Source organism: Rugamonas sp. FW305-51 (assembly GCF_058786935.1).
Genome location: NZ_JBYSZG010000062.1, coordinates 11,423 through 31,661, shown reverse-complemented (window position 1 = coordinate 31,661; position 20,239 = coordinate 11,423). Strand labels below are relative to the sequence as shown.

Annotated in this window: 14 protein-coding genes and 4 tRNA genes; 15 read left to right on the top strand and 3 right to left on the bottom strand. The window is 64.6% G+C overall.

Translation table 11 applies throughout. The features are described from left to right. Window positions 1-1,145 (bottom strand): methyl-accepting chemotaxis protein (locus AC3WOS_RS26270; protein ID WP_492719968.1); only part of this gene is annotated, 1,145 nt, incomplete at its 3' end. 11 nt (window positions 1,146-1,156) lie between these two features. Beyond that, the gene (locus tag AC3WOS_RS26265; RefSeq protein WP_492719966.1) at window positions 1,157-1,651 is read right to left on the bottom strand and encodes a chemotaxis protein CheW; all 495 of its coding nucleotides are present in this window, start codon (window positions 1,649-1,651) and stop codon (window positions 1,157-1,159) included. A gap of 305 nt (window positions 1,652-1,956) precedes the next feature. On the opposite strand from AC3WOS_RS26265, the gene AC3WOS_RS26260 reads away from it, so the two are divergent. The 3 genes from AC3WOS_RS26260 (at window position 1,957) to AC3WOS_RS26250 (ending at window position 6,954) form a co-directional block, all read left to right on the top strand. Beyond that, the gene (locus AC3WOS_RS26260) at window positions 1,957-3,540 is read left to right on the top strand and encodes a DUF3369 domain-containing protein (protein ID WP_492719964.1); all 1,584 of its coding nucleotides are present in this window, start codon (window positions 1,957-1,959) and stop codon (window positions 3,538-3,540) included. A gap of 164 nt (window positions 3,541-3,704) precedes the next feature. After that, on the top strand, window positions 3,705-5,357 hold the full coding sequence (locus AC3WOS_RS26255) for a response regulator (RefSeq protein WP_492719962.1): 1,653 nt from the start codon (window positions 3,705-3,707) through the stop codon (window positions 5,355-5,357). 52 nt (window positions 5,358-5,409) lie between these two features. Continuing rightward, complete coding sequence (locus tag AC3WOS_RS26250) at window positions 5,410-6,954, top strand: HDOD domain-containing protein (RefSeq protein WP_492719960.1); 1,545 nt, start codon at window positions 5,410-5,412, stop codon at window positions 6,952-6,954. Window positions 6,955-6,972: 18 nt separating this feature from the next. On the opposite strand, the gene AC3WOS_RS26245 is transcribed toward AC3WOS_RS26250, so the two are convergent. Continuing rightward, window positions 6,973-10,260 carry a bifunctional diguanylate cyclase/phosphodiesterase gene (locus tag AC3WOS_RS26245; RefSeq protein WP_492719958.1) on the bottom strand — a complete coding sequence of 1,096 codons (3,288 nt, stop codon included), beginning with the start codon at window positions 10,258-10,260 and terminating at the stop codon, window positions 6,973-6,975. A gap of 196 nt (window positions 10,261-10,456) precedes the next feature. On the opposite strand from AC3WOS_RS26245, the gene AC3WOS_RS26240 reads away from it, so the two are divergent. The 12 genes from AC3WOS_RS26240 (at window position 10,457) to rpoB (ending at window position 20,136) form a co-directional block, all read left to right on the top strand. Further along, window positions 10,457-10,541, top strand: a tRNA-Tyr gene (locus tag AC3WOS_RS26240). Between the two features lie 49 nt (window positions 10,542-10,590). Beyond that, a tRNA-Gly gene (locus AC3WOS_RS26235) sits at window positions 10,591-10,664 on the top strand. 36 nt (window positions 10,665-10,700) lie between these two features. After that, window positions 10,701-10,775: transfer RNA gene (locus AC3WOS_RS26230), tRNA-Thr, on the top strand. Between the two features lie 100 nt (window positions 10,776-10,875). Beyond that, window positions 10,876-12,066: an elongation factor Tu gene (gene tuf / locus AC3WOS_RS26225; protein WP_492718035.1), complete on the top strand. Its 1,191-nt coding sequence runs from the start codon at window positions 10,876-10,878 to the stop codon at window positions 12,064-12,066. Window positions 12,067-12,136: 70 nt separating this feature from the next. Continuing rightward, a tRNA-Trp gene (locus tag AC3WOS_RS26220) sits at window positions 12,137-12,212 on the top strand. Window positions 12,213-12,245: 33 nt separating this feature from the next. After that, window positions 12,246-12,635: a preprotein translocase subunit SecE gene (secE, locus tag AC3WOS_RS26215; protein ID WP_492719956.1), complete on the top strand. Its 390-nt coding sequence runs from the start codon at window positions 12,246-12,248 to the stop codon at window positions 12,633-12,635. After that, the gene (gene nusG / locus AC3WOS_RS26210; protein WP_492719954.1) at window positions 12,635-13,258 is read left to right on the top strand and encodes a transcription termination/antitermination protein NusG; all 624 of its coding nucleotides are present in this window, start codon (window positions 12,635-12,637) and stop codon (window positions 13,256-13,258) included. Before secE ends, nusG begins: the two co-directional genes overlap by 1 nt. 104 nt (window positions 13,259-13,362) lie before the next feature. Then, on the top strand, window positions 13,363-13,794 hold the full coding sequence (gene rplK, locus AC3WOS_RS26205; protein ID WP_492719952.1) for a 50S ribosomal protein L11: 432 nt from the start codon (window positions 13,363-13,365) through the stop codon (window positions 13,792-13,794). Window positions 13,795-13,796: 2 nt separating this feature from the next. Then, window positions 13,797-14,492: a 50S ribosomal protein L1 gene (gene rplA, locus AC3WOS_RS26200; RefSeq protein ID WP_492719950.1), complete on the top strand. Its 696-nt coding sequence runs from the start codon at window positions 13,797-13,799 to the stop codon at window positions 14,490-14,492. A gap of 314 nt (window positions 14,493-14,806) precedes the next feature. Then, window positions 14,807-15,328, top strand: coding sequence for a 50S ribosomal protein L10 (rplJ, locus tag AC3WOS_RS26195; protein ID WP_492719948.1), 522 nt, complete (start codon window positions 14,807-14,809; stop codon window positions 15,326-15,328). Window positions 15,329-15,394: 66 nt separating this feature from the next. Next, window positions 15,395-15,766 (top strand): 50S ribosomal protein L7/L12, encoded by a 372-nt coding sequence (gene rplL, locus AC3WOS_RS26190; RefSeq protein ID WP_492719946.1) that lies wholly within the window; start codon window positions 15,395-15,397, stop codon window positions 15,764-15,766. A 263-nt stretch (window positions 15,767-16,029) separates the two neighbouring features. Beyond that, window positions 16,030-20,136, top strand: a complete 4,107-nt coding sequence (gene rpoB / locus AC3WOS_RS26185; RefSeq protein WP_492719944.1) for a DNA-directed RNA polymerase subunit beta — start codon at window positions 16,030-16,032, stop codon at window positions 20,134-20,136. Window positions 20,137-20,239: the final 103 nt, after the last annotated feature.

Here is a 20,239-nt window from a genome sequence, read left to right as displayed (position 1 = left end):
GCTTCCACGGCCGCGTTCAGGGCCAGGATGTTGGTCTGGAAGGCGATGCCGTCGATCACGCCGATGATGTCGACGATGCGGCGCGACGAGGCCTTGATCGAGCCCATGGTGTCGACCACCTGGGCCACCACGGCGCCGCCGCGCTGGGCCACCGACGAGGCGGAGATGACCAGCTGGTTGGCCTGGCGCGCGTTGTCGGCGTTCTGCTTGACGGTGGAGGTCAGCTCTTCCATCGAGCTGGCCGTCTGTTCGAGCGAGCTGGCCTGCGACTCGGTGCGCCCCGACAGGTCCTGGTTGCCGGCCGCGATCTGGCCCGCCTCGCCGGCGATGTTGGCGGTGCCGGCGCGCACCGTGCCCACCGTGCGCGCCAGGCTCTGGTTCATGTCCTGCAAGGCCCGCAGCAGCTGGGCCGTTTCGTCGCGTCCGGCCGGCGCGCTCTGCGTGCTGAGGTCGCCGTCGGCCACGGCGCGGGCGATGCCCACGGCCGCGTTCAGGGGCACCGTGATGGAGGCCGTGATGCGCCACGCCAGCAGGGCCGACACGGCCAGCGCGGCCAGCCCCATCACCGTCATCATGCGGCGCGAGAAGTCGATGTCGCCGGTGGCGCGCCGGCCGCCGGCCTCGATGTCGGTCTTCTGCCGGGCCACCATGGCGCGCGTATGCTCGAGCAGGGCATCCAGGGCGGGGAAGGTTTCGCGGTTCATCAGGGCCGCCGCCTGTGCCTTGTCGCCGGCCTCCACCAGGTCGGCCACCTTGAGGAAGGAGGCGGCGTAGCTGGCGCGGGCGACCTGCAGCTTGGCCAGCAGGGCTTGCTCGGGTCCGGTGTCGGCCAGCTTGCCCAGGGTGGCCAGGGCGGCGTCGATTTCCTGCTTGTCCTGGTCGATGCGGGCATAGCTGCCGGCGCGCTGGGCCTTGTCGTCGATGATGAACAGGGCCAGCGTGCGGCGCGCGTCTTCGCGCGCGTCGGCGTCGATTGTGGCGGCGGCCGAGGCGCTGGGCCAGTCGCGCTCGACGATGTCGTGCGCGCTGGCGCTGATGGAGCCGAAGCGGCCGATGCTGGTGCCTATCATGGCCAGCATCATCAATACCAGCAGGCCGAAGCCGGCCCGCAGCCGGGTGCGGATGCTCAGTCGGGCGAGGTCCATGGCGCCTCCCGTCAGGCCGTGGGGGCGTCGCTCAGGCCCATCTCGGCGCTGGACATGAGCTTGTCGATGTCGACCAGGATCAGCATGCGCTCGTCGAGCGTGCCCAGGCCGATCAGGTAGTCGTTGCTGAAGGCGGTGCCCATTTCCGGCGCCGGCTTGACCTGGTCGGGCGTGAGGGTGGTCACGTCCGACACGGAATCGACCACCATGCCCACCACGCGCCCGCCGATGTTGAGGATGATGACGACGGTGAACTGGTCGTACACCGGTTCGCCCAGCCGGAACTTGATGCGCATGTCGACCACGGGGATGATGATGCCGCGCAGGTTGATCACGCCCTTGATGAATTCGGGCGCGTTGGCGATGCGGGTCACCGTTTCGTAGCCGCGGATCTCCTGCACCTTGAGGATGTCGATGCCGTATTCCTCGGAGCCGAGGGTGAAGGCGAGAAATTCGCGCCCGGCGATGTCGTTGCCGGACAGGGTGGCCGATGCAGCTTCTTGCATGCTAGGGTCCTTTGCGTGGTGGGGCGGTCCGCGCGGGGCGGACCGGATGCCGGCCGGGCAGCGCCGCCGGGCTCGTATTGCTTGGTCGCCGCGGCCCGTCCAAGCTGACACGCCGCCGTCCAAGAGTAGCAGAGTCGCCGCCGGAATACGAGCGTGGCAGTGGTTCTTTTCGCACTTTGTTCCTCTATGGAAGCTATCAATTCCATAGGGGGTTGTCACGCTGTACGAATCTGATTATGCTAGGTCCAAGGCGGCCGCGCAGAGTCGCCAGCCAGCGCAGCCACTGTGCCCCATGAGGAGACCGTATGACCGATTCCAACGCTGCAGACGAGAACTGGCTGCTCGACGAGGACGAAGAGGAGTCCCCGCCGCCCGGCCCGGGCGCGCCTGACCAGCGGCTGTGGCGTGTGCTGATCGTCGACGACGACGTCGACGTGCATGCCGTCACGCGGCTGGCGCTGCGCAACGTCAGCTTCAAGGGGCGGGAACTGGAACTGTATTCGGCCTACAGCGGCCGCGAAGCGTACGAGATCCTGCGCACCACGCCCGACATCGCCCTGGTGCTGCTGGACGTGGTGATGGAGACGGACGACGCCGGCCTGATCCTGGCGCGCCGCATCCGCGAGGAACTGCACAACAGCATCGTGCGGGTGGTGCTGCGCACGGGCCAGCCGGGCCAGGCGCCCGAGCAGCGCGTGATCATCGAATACGACATCAACGACTACAAGGCCAAGACCGAGCTCACCACGCAAAAGCTGTTTACCACCGTGATCTCGGCCCTGCGCGCCTACGAGAGCTTGAACATGCTCGAGCGCAGCCGCATCGGGCTGGGCAAGATCCTGGCCGGCGCCACCAATCTGTACCAGATCCACTCGCTGCGCGAATTCGCCTCCGGCGTGCTGAACCAGGTCTCGGCCATCCTCGACGTCGGCTCGGACGGCGTGCTGTGCCTGATGCAGGGCGACACCGGCGTCACCACCGTGGTGGCCGCCACGGGCGGCTACGCGGCCTTGAACGACACGGAACTGATGCCGCAAGACCATCCGCTGTGGCCCACCATCGCCAAGGCGTTCGCGGAAAAGAAGAGCCAGTTCGAGCATCCGGCCAACGTGCTGTTCATCCACACCCAGGAGAACCGGGAAGTGGCCATCTCCGTCACGCCGCCGTGGCCGCTGGCCCAGATCCAGCGCGACTTGCTGGAAGTGTTCTGCCAGCGCATCGCGGCCGCCTTCGACAACCTGTACATGTTCGGCCAGCTGCGCAAGGCCCAGGAAGCGACCGTGGTGGCGCTGGCCGACCTGGCCGAGTTCCGCGACAGCGGCACGGGCGGCCACGTGCGGCGCGTGCAGCAGCTGTCGAGCGCGCTGGCCCTGCGGCTCAAGGAGCGGGGCGCCTGCCTCGACGAACTGACCCCGCAGCTGATCGACATGATAGGCCTGGCCAGCATCCTGCACGACGTGGGCAAGGTGGCCACGCCCGACCATATCCTGCTCAAGCCGGGCCTGCACACGCCCGAGGAGCGGGTGCAGATGCAAAACCACGCCGAAGTGGGCCGTTCCATCCTGGAGCGGGCCGCCAACATGGTCGACGGCGTCAGCTACCTGACCTACGGCGCCGAGATCGCCGGCGCCCACCACGAGCATTACGACGGCCACGGCTACCCCAACGGCCTGGCCGGCAAGGCCATCCCGATCTCGGCCCGCATCGTGGCCGTGGTCGACGTGTTCGACTCGCTGCTGCACGAACGGCCCTACAAGGAACCGTGGCCCCACACGGAAGTGATGAACTACATCACGGAACGGGCCGGCAAGCAGTTCGACCCGGAAGTGGTGACGGCCCTTGTCGAGCTGATCGAGCGCGACCCCACCATCGGCCACACGCCGGACTGAGCGGGGCCGCCGGCCTGCCGGCGCCCTGTGGCTCAATACTCACAGATAACCACGGAAATGCCGGCGCCGCCGGCGGCCCCGTATATACTGGGGCAAAGGGCAGGCCCGTCCATGGTGCCTGTGCCGGCGCGCGCCGCGCCGTCCCACCGGGGAAAGTTCGAACCATGAAAGATTTACAAGGCCTCAGTGCGCTCATCATCGAGCCGCACCAGGGCATGCGCGCCAGCCTGCACGGCATGCTGGGCCAGTGCGGCCTGGCGCGCATCGACGACGCGGCCAATTCCAGCCAGGCCATCCGCCAGATGGCGCTCAAGGCCTACGACCTGATCCTGTGCGAATACGACCTCGAGAGCGGCCAGGACGGCCAGCAGATGCTGGAAGACTTGCGCCACCACCGGCTGATGCACGCGGCCACCCTGTTCTTCATGGTGACGGGCGAGGGCAGCTTCGGCAAGGTGGTCAGCGCGGCCGAGCTGGCGCCGGCCGACTACATCCTCAAGCCGTTCGCGGCCGACGCCATTGTCGAGCGCATCACGCGCGCGCTGGCCAAGCGGGCCGTGTTCCTGCCCATCCACGAACTGATCGACCTGGGCAACCAGCCCGATGCCATCGCCGCCTGCGTGGCCGGGGCCGAGCGCCACCCGCGCTATGGCGTCGAGTTCGACCGCCTGCGCGCCGAGCTGCACCTGGTGCTGGGTGAGGCGGCCGTGGCCGAGGGCATCTACCGCGCCCTGTACGAGAGCCGCGGCGTGGGCTGGGCCCGGCTGGGCCAGGCCAAGACCCTGTTCCTGCGCGGCCGCTACGGCGAGGCCCAGACCATGCTCGAGCAGCTGCTGGCCCAGTATCCGCGCTTTCTCGACGCCTACGACTGGCTGGCCAGGACCCACGAGGCGCAAGGCGGCCTGCCGCGCTCGCAGGCCGTGCTGATGGAGGCGGTGGACCTGTCGCCGCACGCGCTGCGCCGGCTGCGCCGGCTGGGCGAGGTGGCGCTGGAGGCGGGCGACGTGGACACGGCCGAGCGGGCCTTCCGGCAAGTGGTCAGCAAGTCGCGCTATTCGGAATTTCGCGACGCGCAAGACCATGCGCGCCTGGTGCAGGCCCTGCTGCGCCAGGGCGACCCGGTGCAGGCGGCCGCCGTGATCCGCGACCTCGACAAGGCCATGGCCGGCCAGCGCAACGGCGTGGCCTGCGGCGCCATCGCGGCCACCCTGCTGCACGACTACACGGGCAACGACATGCGGCTGCAGCAGTCGCTCGACCAGGCCCTGGCCGGCTGCCGCATCGCCCACGGCCTGGCGGCCGACCTCAAGCTGGAACTGGCCCGCACCTGCCTGGCCCACGGCCGGGAACGCCAGGGGGCCGAGCTGGTGCGCGAAGTGATGCGCAACGCGGCCGGCCCGGCCGGGGTCGACAAGGCGACGGCCATGCTGGCCCAGGCCGGCCACGGCGCCCTGGCCGAACGGCTGGCCCAGGAGAGCCGGCAGGAGGTGGGCGACATGGTGGCCCACGGCGCGGCCCTGGCCAAGCATGGCGATTACCGGGGCGCGGTGGAACTGATGCTGGAGGCGGTGGCCAAGCTGCCCGACAATCCGCACGTCGTGTTCAACGCGGCGGTGGCCGTGCTCAAGTGCCTGGAGCACACGGGCTGGGACGACCGCCTGGGCCAGCACGGGCTGAACCTGATCGCGGCCGTGCGCCGGCTCGACCCCCTCAATCCCAAGCTCAACGCGCTGTCCGGCCTGCACCAGCAAATTTTGAAGAAATACAACATCCGGGCCGCCCGCTGGAACGACGCGCTGAAAGTGGCGCTGATCTAGCCGCAGGCAGCGCTACAATGGCTGTTATCGCACAGACACAGATGGAACCCCTATGGAACAGGCACCCTTGCGCAACGCGTCCGGCGAAACCCGTCCCGTGCGCGGCCTGTTGCTGAAAAAGCTATGCGGCGACGAAGGCATGTTCGCGCTCGGCGCCTCGGTGGCGCGGGTGGTGCAGCTGGTCGACGCGGACGACCAGGGCACCCACAGCCTGGCCTACTACGTGCTGTCGGACGTGGCGCTGACCCAGAAGATCCTGCGCCTGGCCAACACCCCGGCCTACCGCACGGCCGGCGGCACGGCCGTCACCACCATTTCGCGCGCCATTTCCCTGCTCGGTTTCGACAACGTCAAGACCACGGCCCTGGCCATGCTGCTGGTCGACACGCTGGCCAACAGCAAGCATGCCCAGGCCGTGCGGGTGGAGCTGGAGGCGGCCCTGTGCGCCAGCCTGGTGGGACGGGAAATGGCCCGCCTGTCGGCTTACCAGGGGGCCGAGGAAGCGTCCATCGGGGCCCTGTTCAAGAACATCGGCCCGCTCGTGATCGCGTCCCAGGAGCATGATCGGTTCCGCGAAATCGGCGCCCTGATGGCCGGCGGCAAGCACAGCCAGGCCCAGGCCTCGCAAATGATACTGGGCAGCAGCTACGACACCCTGTCGGCCGCCATCCTGCATGAATGGAAGATCCCGGACGTGATCGTGCGCGCCCTCAGCGCGCTGCCGCCGGGCAAGCAGAAGCCGGCCCTGAACCGCAACGAATGGGTGCGCCAGGTGGTGTCGTTCAGCATCGACGCGGCGCGCCTGCTGGCGCGCAAGGTGGCCCCGTCCGACCCGGACGGGCTGGCCCTGGAGCAGCGTTACGGCACCGCCCTGAACCTGGACCAGGACAAGCTGCAACAGCTGTTTGCCACCGTGCGGCGCGACATGGCGGCCCTGCTCGACAGCATGCAGCTGGGGCCGCAGACGGAAGTGGAGGAGCCCAGCGCGGAAGGCTTGCCCAACGTGCTGCTGCTGGCCACCATGAACGCGGACGGGCGCGAGCGCGACGGCGCCCACCCCAGCGGCAAGCCGTTCAACGCGCGCGAGCTGCTGCTGGCCGGGGTGCAGGAAGTGACGCAGATCCGCGCCACCCCGCACAGCAAGGCCAACGAGGTGATCCAGGCCGTGCTCGAGACGCTGTACCGCAGCATGGGCTTCCGCTTCGCCACCGTGGTGCTGAAGGACGTGCGCAGCGGCCAGTACCGGGCCCGCATCGCGCTGGGCGAGCAGCATGCGGCGCGCCAGGCCGGCTTTGTGTTCCCCCTGCTGCAGGATGGCAGCCTGTTCCACCTGGCCATGGAGAACGACGCTGACCTGATGATCGCCGACGCCGGCACGCCGAAGATCCGCGACCTGCTGCCGGGCTGGTTCCGCACCCTGCTGCCGGACGCCCGCAGCTTCATCGTGCTGCCGCTGGTGGTGCAGGGCACGCCGCTGGGCCTGTTCTACGCGGACCGGATCCAGCCCGCGCCGGAAGGGGTGCCGCCGGACGAGGCTTCGCTGATCCGCGCCCTCAAGGGCCAGGTGCTGGTGGCCCTCACGCCCGGCAACGGCTGAGAGGCTGCGCGGCGCGCCTTAGTCGTCGGCCATCGCGGGCATGCGCAGCAGCGCTTCGAACTGGTGGGCCGGCATGGGCCGCGCGAACAGATAGCCTTGCCCTTCCTCGCACTGCTTGGCACGCAGGAAGTCGCGCTGGGCCGTCGTCTCCACCCCTTCCGCCACCACGCTCAGGCCCAGCGAATGGGCCAGGGCGATGGTGGCCGCCACGATCACCGCGTCGTTCGGATCGCTCTCGATATCCTTCACGAAGCCGCGGTCGATCTTGATGCGGTCGATCTCGAACAGCTTGAGGTAGCTGAGCGAGGAATAGCCGGTGCCGAAGTCGTCGATGGCCACCTTGCAGCCGCGCGCGCGCAGTTCGCGCAGCAGCTTGCGGCTGCGTTCCGGGTCCTGCATGGCGGCCGATTCCGTGATTTCCAGTTCCAGCAGGGACGGCTCCAGGCCGTGCTCGGCCAGCAGCCGGTCCAGCTGGGGCAGCAGGCCGGCGCCGTGGCACTGGCGGGCCGACAGGTTGACGGCCAGCCGCAGGTGGCCCAGGCCGCGGGCGCGCCAGCCGGCCAGCAGCGCGGCGGCCTGCTGCAGCACCCATTCGCCCAGCGGCAGGATCAGGCCCGACTCCTCGGCGATGGGGATGAAGCGGTCCGGCCCCACCAGGCCCAGCTCCGGATGGTGCCAGCGCAGCAGGGCCTCGGCGCCGATGATGGCCTGGTCGGCCAGCCGCACCTGGGGCTGCAGGTAGAGTTCGAACTCGTGCTGCTCGAGGGCCAGCCACAGCCGGTTTTCCAGCATCAGCCGTTCGTGGGTGGCCACGTTCATGGCGGCCGAGAAGAACTGGAAGTTGCCCCGGCCCTGGCTCTTGGCCGCGTACATGGCCGTGTCGGCGTGGCGCAGCAGGGTGCCGGCGTCGGCGCCGTCGCCGGGGAACATGGCCACCCCCACGCTGGCGCCGCTGTGCACGGTGTTGCCGCCCAGCTGGTAGGGCGCGCCCAGCGCCTCGACGATGCGCACGGCGATGGCGCTGGCCTCGTCCGGGCTGACGCTGCCGGAAGTGACGACGATGAATTCGTCGCCGCCCAGGCGGGCGATGGTGTCCACTTCGCGCAGCAGTTCCTGCAACCGCTGGGCCACCGCCTGCAACAGCAGGTCGCCCGTCTGGTGGCCGTGGGTGTCGTTGATCTTCTTGAAGTGGTCGAGGTCGATGAACAGCACGGCCGCCGTGCCGTGCGCGCGCCGGGTCTGGGCCAGCAGCTGCTCCAGGCGCAGGTTCAGCGACAGCCGGTTGTCCAGTCCCGTCAGCGGGTCGTGGTGGGCCAGGCGGTGGATGCGTTCCTGGGCCCGGTGCTGCTCCGTCAGGTCGTGCAGGATGGCCACGAACAGGTGTTCGTCGGGCAGTTCCACTTCGCTCACGGACACGGCCAGCGGGAAGCGCTGGCCGTCGCTGCGCGCGCCCGTCAGCTCGTGGGCGTGGCTGTCGCTGGCGGCGATGCGGCGCAGGATGGCGGCCGCCCCGTCGGCGGCCTCCTCCTGCGGCGGGCCGTCGTCCTGCGGCAGCAGGCGGGCCAGCGGCAGGCCCGGCATCTGCTCGGGCAGGTAGCCGAACAGGCGGCCGGCGGCGCCGTTGGCCGACATCAGGCGGCCGTCGCCGCCGATGGTGAGGATGGCGTCGGCCGCCTTGTCGAGGATGGCTTGCAGGCGCGCCTCGCGTTCGCGCAGGCGGGCCGTGCTGTCCTTGACCTGGGCCTGGATGCGGGCCCGTTCGCCGCTGATGAGCAGCATCAGGGCGCCCAGCAGGCCCGTCAGCAGCAAGCCGCAGGTGAGCACGATCCAGCTTTGCCAGCCCCGCTGCGCCAGCAGGTAGCCGGGCGTGGGGGCCAGCGTCAGGCGGAAGATGCGGCCGCCGAAATGGAGCTGGCGCTGGAAGTCGGCCGCCAGGGCGGGCCGGCCCAGGCCGTCGCGCACCACGTGAAGGGGGCCGCTGTCGTCCGTGTCCTCGAAGCGCACCAGGAAGGCGGGAAAGTCGACCTGTCGCAGGGCATGGTCGAGGTAGCCGTCCATCTGCACCCCGATCAGCAGCATGCCCAGCGCGTGGTGGCGGTCGTTGGCGGCATAGGTGGCCTGCAGCAGCACCATGCCGCGCAGCGCGCCCTTGGGGCGCAGCAGCAGCATGGGGGCGCTGGCCGTGGGCTGGCCCGATTGCAGGGCCCGTTCCACGGCCTGGGCCCGGATCGGCTCGGACAGGAAGTCCAGTCCCTGGAACTGGCGGCTGGCGGGCGGTTCGATGAAGGTGGCCGCCACGTAGCGTTCGCGCGCGCCGGCCGGGCGCAGGTGGCCGTCCGGCCCCACTTCGCGCACGGTGAAGGCCGGCCCCAGGTGGCGCTGGCCCCACGCTTCGAAGCCGGCCCGCTGCGGCGCCGTGACCGGCTGCAGCCAGGCCAGCGACAGCAGTTCGGGACGCTGGTCCAGGTAGCCGTTGGCCAGGTTGCTGAAGTCGTCCGCGCTCAGCACGCGCTGCGGATCGTTGAGGGCCTTGGCCATGGCGAAGATGAAGCGTTCATGCTCGCTGAACTGGGCTTGCAGCAGGTCGCCCATCTGCTGCGCCTTGAGACGAAACGCCTGCAGCTGCTGGTCCGATTCCCAGCGCGCCGCCTGCAGGTAGATGGCCACGAAGGCGGCCATGGCCAGCAGCAGCGGCAGGCCCACCAGGGCCCGGCGCCGCCACCACAGGGTGCGCGGACGGCCGATGGCGATCCAGGTCAGCGGCGCACCGAGCAGGATGCCGATGGTGTCGCCTATCCACCAGGTGAGCCAGTCGGCCGGCAATTGCTGCCAGGTCGTCACGCCGGCCATGGCCATGCCGGTCAGGGCCACGGTGCTGCTGACCAGTGTGACGCCGGGCGCCAGCAGCAGGAAGCGGCCCACGTCGCGCCCCGAGCCCAGGCCCGGCTCCACGCGGCGCCGGAACAGCCGGCTGCCCGCCAGCGCTTGCAGGGTGGCGCCCAGCGCGCCCATCACGGCGCCGATACAGGAGGCGGCCGTGATGCCTTGCGCGCTGAGGGCGGGATAGAACAGGTCGACGGCCAGGGCGCCGGCGGCGACGCCGGGCAGCGGGCGCACGCCGCCGCTGACGCAAGCCGCCAGCGCCAGGCCGGCCGGCAGGAACAGGGGGGAGGCGTAGCTGGGCGGCTGGGCCAGCAGCAGGCCGGCGCGGCCCACGGCGAAGTACAGGGCGCCCAGCGCCAGGTTGGCCAGCAGCGTGTGGCGCCAGTCATGCCGGCGAGGCCGGCCGCCGCTTCGGATGTTCAACGCGGGTGCTCCTGTCTGTGTAGGGGACCGGACGATTGTATAGGAAAATTTGCAACGTAAAAACAACACTTGCACTTTTGTAGAAGGTGCAGTTACAATCTCGCCCCGAAGCGGACGGTTAATCGCTGCAGCAGAAAATAACTGCGGCAGGGGTTGACAGGTCAAAGAAGTTGCTTCATACTCTGCGGTTCCTCGCGGAGGGGTGGCCGAGTGGTTAAAGGCGACAGACTGTAAATCTGTTCTCTATGAGTACGCTGGTTCGAATCCAGCCCCCTCCACCAAGTTGTTGCAGGACGACTGAGTGGCAATGAAGTAAGTGAACGAAACCTCGCGGGTGTAGCTCAATGGTAGAGCAGAAGCCTTCCAAGCTTACGACGAGGGTTCGATTCCCTTCACCCGCTCCAGCATGATCGCGGCGCAATAGTGCGTTGCAAAAATAAGCCCTTGTAGCTCAGTGGTAGAGCACTCCCTTGGTAAGGGAGAGGCCACGTGTTCAATCCACGTCAAGGGCACCAGAATTCGCGGTATTCGTAGCAATACGGCAGTATAAGTAGCACTATCATTGACAGTCGGGCGCGAGCCCGGGCAATCACACCAAATCGTTAGGAGTCTAAAATGGCAAAAGAGAAATTCGAGCGGACCAAGCCGCACGTCAACGTCGGCACCATTGGTCACGTTGACCACGGCAAGACCACCCTGACCGCTGCGATCGCAACCGTACTGTCGAAAAAATTCGGCGGCGAAGCTAAAGCATACGACCAGATCGATGCAGCCCCAGAAGAAAAAGCACGCGGCATTACCATCAACACCGCCCACGTTGAGTACGAGACGGCTGGCCGTCACTACGCCCACGTGGACTGCCCAGGCCACGCCGACTACATCAAGAACATGATTACCGGTGCGGCCCAGATGGACGGCGCGATCCTGGTGTGCTCGGCCGCTGACGGCCCAATGCCACAGACCCGCGAGCACATCCTGCTGGCCCGCCAGGTTGGTGTGCCATACATCATCGTGTTCCTGAACAAGTGCGACCTGGTCGACGACGCAGAACTGCTGGAACTGGTCGAAATGGAAGTGCGCGAGTTGCTGTCGAAGTACGACTTCCCAGGCGACGACCTGCCTATCGTTAAAGGTTCGGCCCGTATGGCGCTGGACGGCGACACCGGTCCCCTGGGCGAGCAGGCCATCATGGCCCTGGCCGATGCACTGGACTCCTACATCCCAACGCCAGAGCGCGCTGTGGACGGCGCCTTCCTGATGCCAGTGGAAGACGTGTTCTCGATCTCCGGCCGCGGCACCGTGGTGACCGGTCGTATCGAACGCGGCGTGATCAAGGTCGGCGAAGAGATCGAAATCGTCGGTATCAAAGACACCGTCAAGACCACCTGCACCGGCGTGGAAATGTTCCGCAAGCTGCTGGACCAGGGTCAAGCCGGCGACAACGTCGGTCTGCTGCTGCGCGGCACCAAGCGTGAAGACGTGGAGCGTGGCCAGGTTCTGGCCAAGCCAGGTTCGATCAAGCCGCACAACCACTTCACCGGCGAGATCTACGTTCTGTCGAAAGATGAAGGCGGCCGTCACACCCCGTTCTTCAACAACTACCGTCCACAGTTCTACTTCCGTACCACGGACGTGACCGGTTCGATCGAACTGCCAGCGGACAAAGAAATGGTTATGCCAGGCGATAACGTGTCGATCACCGTCAAGCTGATCAACCCAATCGCGATGGAAGAAGGTCTGCGCTTCGCAATCCGCGAAGGCGGCCGTACCGTCGGCGCCGGCGTGGTTGCTAAGATCATCGCCTAAGGAATCATCCTGACTACCACCTGGGGCGTCCCAGGTGGTAAGATAGATCCTTCCTCTTAAAGTTTTACGTAGGGACGTAGCTCAATTGGCAGAGCGTCGGTCTCCAAAACCGAAGGTTGGGGGTTCGATGCCCTCCGTCCCTGCCACCTAATTCTGGTGCAGGGCACCGAAAGTAAAAAATGTCAAATCAATCCGTGCAGACCGTCAGCACGTCGAGTGACAAGTTAAAGGTCGCGCTGGCAATTGCCGCCGTGATTGCAGGTGTGGTCGGGTTTTACTACCTGACGAGCATAAACCAACCAGCTCTGGTACGCGCAAGCGCACTTGTAGCTGGTTTGGCTATTGCAGCGCTGATCCTGTGGACGTCAACGACTGGCCGTGAATTCCTCAATTTCGGCAAAGAAGCCGTCCGCGAGACGAAAAAGGTGGTTTGGCCCACCCGCCGCGAAGCCGGCCAGATCACGGGTATCGTGTTCGCCTTCGTGCTGGTCATGGCGATCTTCCTGTGGGGCACGGATAAGACGCTGGAATTTCTGTTGTACGACGTGATACTGGGTATAAGAAAATAATGAGCGAAAATGTGCAAGATGAGGTGCCGGGCAGCGATCCGGCACAAGATGCTGGCGCTGAGCTTAGCACTCCCGTGAGCGTCCCTGTCTCGAACAAGCGCTGGTATGTGGTGCATGCCTATTCCGGGATGGAAAAGAGCGTGCAGCGCGCCCTGATGGAGCGCGTCGAGCGTGCCGGCATGCAAGACCAGTTCGGCCAGATCCTGGTGCCCACCGAAGAAGTGGTGGAAGTCAAGAACGGTCAGAAATCGGTCACCGAACGTCGTTTCTTCCCCGGCTATGTGCTGGTGGAAATGGAAATGACGGACGAAACGTGGCACCTGGTGAAGAACACCAACAAGGTCACCGGCTTTATCGGCGGCAAGTCGAACAAGCCGACCCCGATCCCGGCCCGCGAAATCGACAAGATCATGCAGCAGATGCAGGAAGGCGTCGAAAAGCCCCGTCCCAAAGTGCTGTACGAAGTGGGCGAGCAAGTGCGTATCAAGGATGGTCCGTTTACCGACTTCAACGGCAACGTGGAAGAAGTCAACTACGAGAAATCCAAGGTGCGCGTTTCCGTCACCATCTTCGGCCGCGCCACCCCCGTCGAACTCGAGTTCGGCCAGGTCGAAAAAGTCTAAGCGCCGACCGGAGCGCGCGGCAGTTCAGCGAATCCGGCTAAGAGGAGCCCCGCCACGGCAGTACCGGCGGGGCGCTACTACTCAATCCAACGATAGGAGCCATCATGGCAAAGAAAATCATTGGTTTTATCAAGCTGCAAGTGCCAGCTGGTAAAGCAAACCCATCCCCACCGATCGGCCCAGCGCTGGGTCAGCGCGGTCTGAACATCATGGAATTCTGCAAGGCGTTCAACGCCCAGACCCAAGGTATGGAACCAGGCATGCCGATCCCGGTCGTGATCACCGCCTTCGCCGACAAGTCCTTCACCTTCGTGATGAAGACCCCTCCAGCGACCTACCTGATCAAGAAGCACTCGGGCGTCACCAAGGGTTCGGCCAAGCCGCACACCGACAAAGTGGGCAAGCTGAGCCGCGCGCAAGCTGAAGAAATCGCTAAACTGAAGACCCCGGACCTGACCGCTGCCGACATGGATGCCGCTGTACGCACCATCGCCGGTTCCGCACGTTCGATGGGCATCACGGTAGAGGGTCTGTAATCATGGCTAAACTGTCCAAACGCGTCAAAGCAATCAAAGCCAAGGTCGACCGCACCAAGGCCTACCCATTCGACAACGCCGTCGCCCTGATCAAGGAACTGGCTACCGCCAAGTTCAATGAATCGATCGACGTGTCGGTACAACTGGGCGTGGACCCGAAGAAGTCGGACCAGGTTGTCCGCGGTTCCGTCGTGCTGCCAGCCGGCACCGGCAAGACCGTGCGCGTGGCCGTGTTCGCCACGGGCGAAAAGGCCGAGCAGGCTAAAGCCGCCGGCGCCGACATCGTTGGTATGGAAGACCTGGCTGAGCAAGTCAAAGCCGGCAACATGCCTTTCGACATCGTCATCGCTTCGCCTGACACCATGCGTATCGTCGGTACCCTGGGCCAGATCCTGGGCCCACGCGGCCTGATGCCTAACCCTAAGGTCGGCACTGTTACCCCTGACGTCGCTACCGCCGTGAAAAACGCGAAAGCCGGCCAGGTCCAGTACCGTACCGACAAGGCTGGTATCATCCACGCCACCATCGGCCGCAAGTCGTTCACCGACGCTGACCTGAAGAGCAACCTGGTTGCCCTGATCGACGCGCTGAACAAAGCCAAGCCAGCCACCAGCAAGGGTGTTTACCTGCGCAAGGTAGCGATCTCGTCGACCATGGGCGCTGGCGTCCGTGTCGACCAGGCGACCCTGGCTGCTTAAGCTGTCAAGAATTAAGTCCCTGTGATATGCAGGGCGAATCTTTGGGCTGGTTGTCATATGTTTTTCGTATGGCAGCCAGACAATCAAAGACCGTTGGGCCGAGCGCGATCACACATGCGCGAGGATAAGCAGCTAACCGGGCAACCGGGGCGCGCCCAACGCAGATGGTGTACCCGAACAAGTTTTGTAGTCCATGCTGCGTGAACGTATCCGCTCAGTTCTGTACTTCTTAACGTCGGACGCCGTGTTCGAACCGATGCGAGGTCCCTGGCCATAGGGTCAGGTCCACCGAACATCATTTAAGGAGGTTGACCGTGGGTCTCAATCTGAATGACAAAAAGGCCGTCGTCGCCGAAGTTTCCGCAAAAGTAGCAACTGCGCAAACCATCGTCGTGGCCGAATATCGTGGCATCCAGGTTGCTCACTTGACGCAACTTCGTGCTAAAGCGCGCGCTCAAGGCGTGTACCTGCGAGTGTTGAAAAACACCCTCGCTCGTCGCTCCGTCGAAGGCACGCAGTTCGCCAACCTGGCCGATGAAATGACCGGTCCGCTGATCTACTCGATCTCGGACGACGCCGTTGCCGCAGCTAAAGTCATCAACGACTTCGCTAAAACCAACGACAAACTGGTCATCAAGGCAGGTAACTACGCCGGCAAGCAGCTCGATAAAGCTGCCGTCGCCGCGTTGGCGAGCATTCCTAGCCGTGAAGTCCTCATCTCGCAGCTGTTGGGCGTTATGCTGGCTCCGGTGTCGGGCTTTGCACGTGGTCTGGCTGCTCTGGCAGCGAAAAAATCGGAAGGCGCTCCTGCAGAAGCAGAAGTCGCTGCAGCGTAAGCTGGCCGGTTTTTTCTCAAGTACCAATCGATGTATTAACGAATCAAAAAATTATTGGAGTTTCAAATGGCAATTAGCAAAGACGACATCCTGAACGCAGTGAGCGAAATGTCCGTAATGGACCTGAACGAACTGGTCAAAGCTTTCGAAGAGAAGTTCGGCGTTTCGGCCGCTGCAATGGCTGCACCAGCTGCCGGCGGCGCTGCCGCTGCCGCTGTTGAAGAGCAGACCGAGTTCAACGTTGTTCTGACCGAAGTCGGCGCGAACAAAGTTGGCGTGATTAAAGCTGTTCGCGAAATCACCGGTCTGGGCCTGAAAGAAGCCAAAGACGTGGTCGACGGCGCACCGAAGACCGTGAAAGAAGCCCTGTCGAAAGCTGACGCTGAAGCCGCTAAGAAGAAGCTGGAAGAAGCTGGCGCCAAGGCCGAACTGAAGTAATCAAGTTGTACGGCGGCTAGTTAGTTAGCGCCACGAGCCAAAGCTGCGGATTCCCCCCTGCAAAGGGGGTAATCCGGCTTTGGCTCCTTTGTCGTCTTTGTCGTATTTGTAGCGTTTTTACTACGCTGCAGGAGTACGCAGTTCATTGAATCAGCTGGAAATGGTAGAGCCTTGAGGTTTCGTCTGTGTGACACGCAGCCGACGCTGCTGAAATACAAGCAAAACCTGAACTTTCTATCCTTTCTGTCACTCACGGAGTGTCCATGCACTACTCATTTACTGAGAAGAAACGCATTCGCAAATCATTCGCGAAGCGCGCCAACGTTCACCACGTTCCGTTCCTGCTGGCTACCCAGCTCGAGTCCTACCACAGCTTCTTGCAAGAGGATGTCGCACCGTCCGCGCGCAAGAACGACGGCCTGCAGTCGGCCTTCACCTCCATCTTCCCCATCGTGTCGCACAACGGTTTTGCGCGCCTCGAGTTCCTGTCGTACGTGCTGGGCGACCCCGCCTTTGACGTCAAGGAATGCCAGCTGCGCGGCCTGACGTTCGCCTCGCCGCTGCGCGCCAAGGTGCGCCTGGTGATCCTGGACAAGGAATCGCCGACCAAGCCTGTGGTCAAGGAAATGAAGGAGCAGGAAGTCTACATGGGCGAACTGCCCCTGATGACCACCACCGGTTCGTTCGTCATCAATGGTACCGAGCGCGTCATCGTTTCGCAGCTGCACCGCTCCCCTGGCGTGTTCTTCGAGCACGACCGCGGCAAGACCCACTCCTCGGGCAAGCTGCTGTTCTCGGCCCGTATCATTCCTTACCGCGGCTCGTGGCTGGACTTCGAGTTCGACCCGAAAGACATCCTGTTCTTCCGCGTCGACCGCCGCCGCAAGATGCCCGTCACGATCCTGCTGAAAGCGATCGGCATGTCGCACGAGCAGATCCTGGCCAACTTCTTCGTGTTCGACAATTTCAACCTGCGCTCGGAAGGCGCGGAAATGGAATTCGTCGCCGAGCGCCTGCGTGGCGAAGTGGCCCGTTTCGACATCGTCGACAAGTCCGGCAAGACGCTGGTGCTCAAGGACAAGCGTATCAATGCGCGCCACGTGCGCGACATCGAGGCGGCCGGCATCAAGCACATCTCCGTGCCTGAAGACTACCTGCTGGGCCGTGTGCTGGCCAAGAACATCGTCGACCCGGAAACGGGCGAAGTGGTGGCCAGCGCCAACGACGAGCTGACCGAAGACGTGCTGGGCCGCCTGCGCGAAGCCAACATTTCGGCCATCCAGACCCTGTACACGAACGACCTGGACCAGGGCGCCTACATTTCGCAGACCCTGCGCATCGACGACACGGCCGACCAGATGGCCGCCCGCGTGGCCATCTACCGCATGATGCGTCCTGGCGAACCGCCAACGGAAGACTCGGTGGAAGCCCTGTTCAACGGCCTGTTCTACAGCGCCGACCGTTACGACCTGTCGGCCGTGGGCCGCATGAAGTTCAACCGCCGCATCGGCCGTGACGAACTGACGGGCGCCATGACGCTGTCGAACGAAGACGTGCTGGCCGTGATCAAGATCCTCGTCGAGCTGCGCAATGGCCGCGGCGAAGTGGACGATATCGACCACCTGGGCAACCGCCGCGTGCGTTGCGTGGGCGAACTGGCGGAAAACCAGTTCCGCGCCGGCCTGGTGCGCGTCGAGCGCGCCGTCAAGGAACGCCTGGGCCAGGCCGAAGCGGACAACCTGATGCCGCACGACCTGATCAACTCCAAGCCGATCTCGGCCGCTATCCGCGAGTTCTTCGGTTCGTCGCAGCTGTCGCAGTTCATGGACCAGACCAACCCGCTGTCGGAAATCACCCACAAGCGCCGTGTTTCCGCCCTGGGCCCTGGCGGTCTGACGCGCGAACGCGCCGGCTTCGAAGTGCGCGACGTGCACCCGACCCACTACGGCCGCGTGTGCCCGATCGAAACGCCTGAAGGCCCGAACATCGGCCTGATCAACTCGCTGGCACTGTACGCCCGCCTGAACGAATACGGCTTCCTGGAAACGCCGTACCGCAAGGTCACCGATTCCAAGATCACCGACCAGATCGACTACCTGTCGGCCATCGAAGAAGGCCGCTACATCATCGCCCAGGCCAACGCCACCATCAACGATGACGGCAAGCTGTGCGACGAGCTGGTGTCGGCCCGTGAAGCCGGCGAAACCATCCTGGTGTCGCCGGAGCGCATCCAGTACATGGACGTGGCCCCGGGCCAGATCGTGTCCGTGGCGGCGTCGCTGATTCCGTTCCTCGAGCACGATGACGCGAACCGCGCGCTGATGGGTGCCAACATGCAACGCCAGGCCGTGCCTTGCCTGCGTCCTGAAAAGGCGCTGGTCGGTACCGGTATCGAACGCACCGTGGCGGTCGACTCCGGCACCACCGTGCAGGCGCTGCGCGGCGGCGTGGTGGACTACATCGACGCCGGCCGCGTCGTGATTCGCGTCAACGACGACGAAGCACAAGCGGGTGAAGTGGGTGTGGACATCTACAACCTGATCAAGTACACCCGTTCCAACCAGAACACCAACATCAACCAGCGTCCTATCGTCAAGGTGGGCGACCGTGTGGCCAAGCGCGACGTGATCGCCGACGGCGCATCGACCGACCTGGGCGAGCTGGCACTGGGCCAGAACATGACCGTGGCCTTCATGCCATGGAATGGTCTGAACTTCGAGGACTCGATCCTGATCTCGGAAAACGTCGTCAAGGACGACCGTTACACCTCGATCCACATCGAAGAACTGTCCGTGGTCGCTCGCGACACCAAGCTGGGCGCGGAAGAAATCACGCGCGACATCTCGAACCTGGCGGAAAACCAGCTGGCCCGTCTGGACGAGTCCGGTATCGTCTACATCGGCGCCGAAGTGCAGGCCGGCGACACGCTGGTCGGCAAGGTCACGCCTAAGGGCGAGACCCAGCTGACGCCTGAGGAAAAGCTGCTGCGCGCCATCTTCGGCGAAAAAGCATCGGACGTGAAAGATACGTCGCTGCGCGTGCCTTCGGGCATGATCGGCACCGTGATCGACGTCCAGGTGTTCACCCGCGAAGGCATCGTGCGCGACAAGCGCGCCCAGCAGATCATCGACGATGAACTGAAACGCTTCCGCCTGGACCTGAACGACCAGATGCGTATCGTGGAAGGCGACGCCTTCCAGCGTCTGGAGAAGATGCTGATTGGCCAAGTGGTCAACGGCGGTCCGAAGAAGCTGGCCAAGGGCGCCAAGATCACCAAGGAATACCTGGCCGATCTGGACCGCTACCACTGGTTCGACATCCGCCCGGCCGACGACACCGCCGCCACGGCGCTGGAAGCGATCAAGGAATCGATCAACGAGAAGCGCCACCAGTTCGACCTGGCCTTCGAAGAGAAGCGCAAGAAGCTGACGCAAGGCGACGAGCTGCAGCCTGGCGTGCAGAAGATGGTCAAGGTCTACCTGGCCGTCAAGCGCCGCCTGCAGTCGGGCGACAAGATGGCAGGCCGTCACGGTAACAAGGGTGTGGTTTCCCGCATCGTGCCGGTGGAAGACATGCCGTACATGGCCGACGGTACGCCGGCCGACGTGGTGCTGAACCCGCTGGGTGTGCCATCGCGTATGAACGTGGGTCAGATTCTCGAGACCCACCTGGGCTGGGCCGCCAAGGGCCTGGGCATCCGTATCGACGAAATGCTGCAGCAGCATATCAAGGCCGAAGAGATGCGCAAGTTCCTCGGCACGGTCTACAACGAGAACGGCCGCGGCGAAGACCTGACCCAGTTCGACGACGAAGAGATCATGAAGCTGGCGCATAACCTGAAGAAGGGTGTGCCGTTCGCGACCCCCGTGTTCGACGGTGCGCACGAGTCGGAAATCCGCCGCATGCTGGACCTGGCCTATCCGGACGACATCGCCGCCAAGCTGGGCATGACCCCGTCCAAGAACCAGGTCACCATGTACGACGGCCGCACCGGCGAAGCGTTCGAGCGCAAGGTCACCGTGGGCGTGATGCACATGCTGAAACTGCACCACCTGGTCGACGACAAGATGCACGCCCGTTCCACCGGTCCTTACTCGCTGGTGACGCAACAGCCGCTGGGCGGTAAAGCCCAGTTCGGTGGCCAGCGCTTCGGTGAGATGGAGGTGTGGGCACTGGAAGCGTACGGCGCCTCGTACGTGCTGCAGGAAATGCTGACCGTCAAGTCGGACGACGTGAACGGCCGTACCAAAGTGTACGAAAACCTGGTCAAGGGTGACCACGTGATCGACGCCGGTATGCCTGAATCGTTCAACGTGCTGGTCAAGGAAATCCGTTCGCTGGGTATCGACATCGACCTCGAACGCAACTAAACGACAGCGCAGCACCGACTGTCATTTGGTTTTGAGCACCACAACGCCCGGCTGGGAAACCACGCCGGGCAATGGTGTCTCAGGGAATACGAAATTTAATCAC

Bases quoted from the DNA above. Each gene is read 5' to 3' on its own strand.
- AC3WOS_RS26265 (WP_492719966.1), bottom strand. From the start codon at position 1,651: ATGCAAGAAGCTGCATCGGCCACCCTGTCCGGCAACGACATCGCCGGG.
- AC3WOS_RS26260 (WP_492719964.1), top strand. From the start codon at position 1,957: ATGACCGATTCCAACGCTGCAGACGAGAACTGGCTGCTCGACGAGGAC.
- AC3WOS_RS26255 (WP_492719962.1), top strand. From the start codon at position 3,705: ATGAAAGATTTACAAGGCCTCAGTGCGCTCATCATCGAGCCGCACCAG.
- AC3WOS_RS26250 (WP_492719960.1), top strand. From the start codon at position 5,410: ATGGAACAGGCACCCTTGCGCAACGCGTCCGGCGAAACCCGTCCCGTG.
- tuf (WP_492718035.1), top strand. From the start codon at position 10,876: ATGGCAAAAGAGAAATTCGAGCGGACCAAGCCGCACGTCAACGTCGGC.
- secE (WP_492719956.1), top strand. From the start codon at position 12,246: ATGTCAAATCAATCCGTGCAGACCGTCAGCACGTCGAGTGACAAGTTA.
- nusG (WP_492719954.1), top strand. From the start codon at position 12,635: ATGAGCGAAAATGTGCAAGATGAGGTGCCGGGCAGCGATCCGGCACAA.
- rplK (WP_492719952.1), top strand. From the start codon at position 13,363: ATGGCAAAGAAAATCATTGGTTTTATCAAGCTGCAAGTGCCAGCTGGT.
- rplA (WP_492719950.1), top strand. From the start codon at position 13,797: ATGGCTAAACTGTCCAAACGCGTCAAAGCAATCAAAGCCAAGGTCGAC.
- rplL (WP_492719946.1), top strand. From the start codon at position 15,395: ATGGCAATTAGCAAAGACGACATCCTGAACGCAGTGAGCGAAATGTCC.
- rpoB (WP_492719944.1), top strand. From the start codon at position 16,030: ATGCACTACTCATTTACTGAGAAGAAACGCATTCGCAAATCATTCGCG.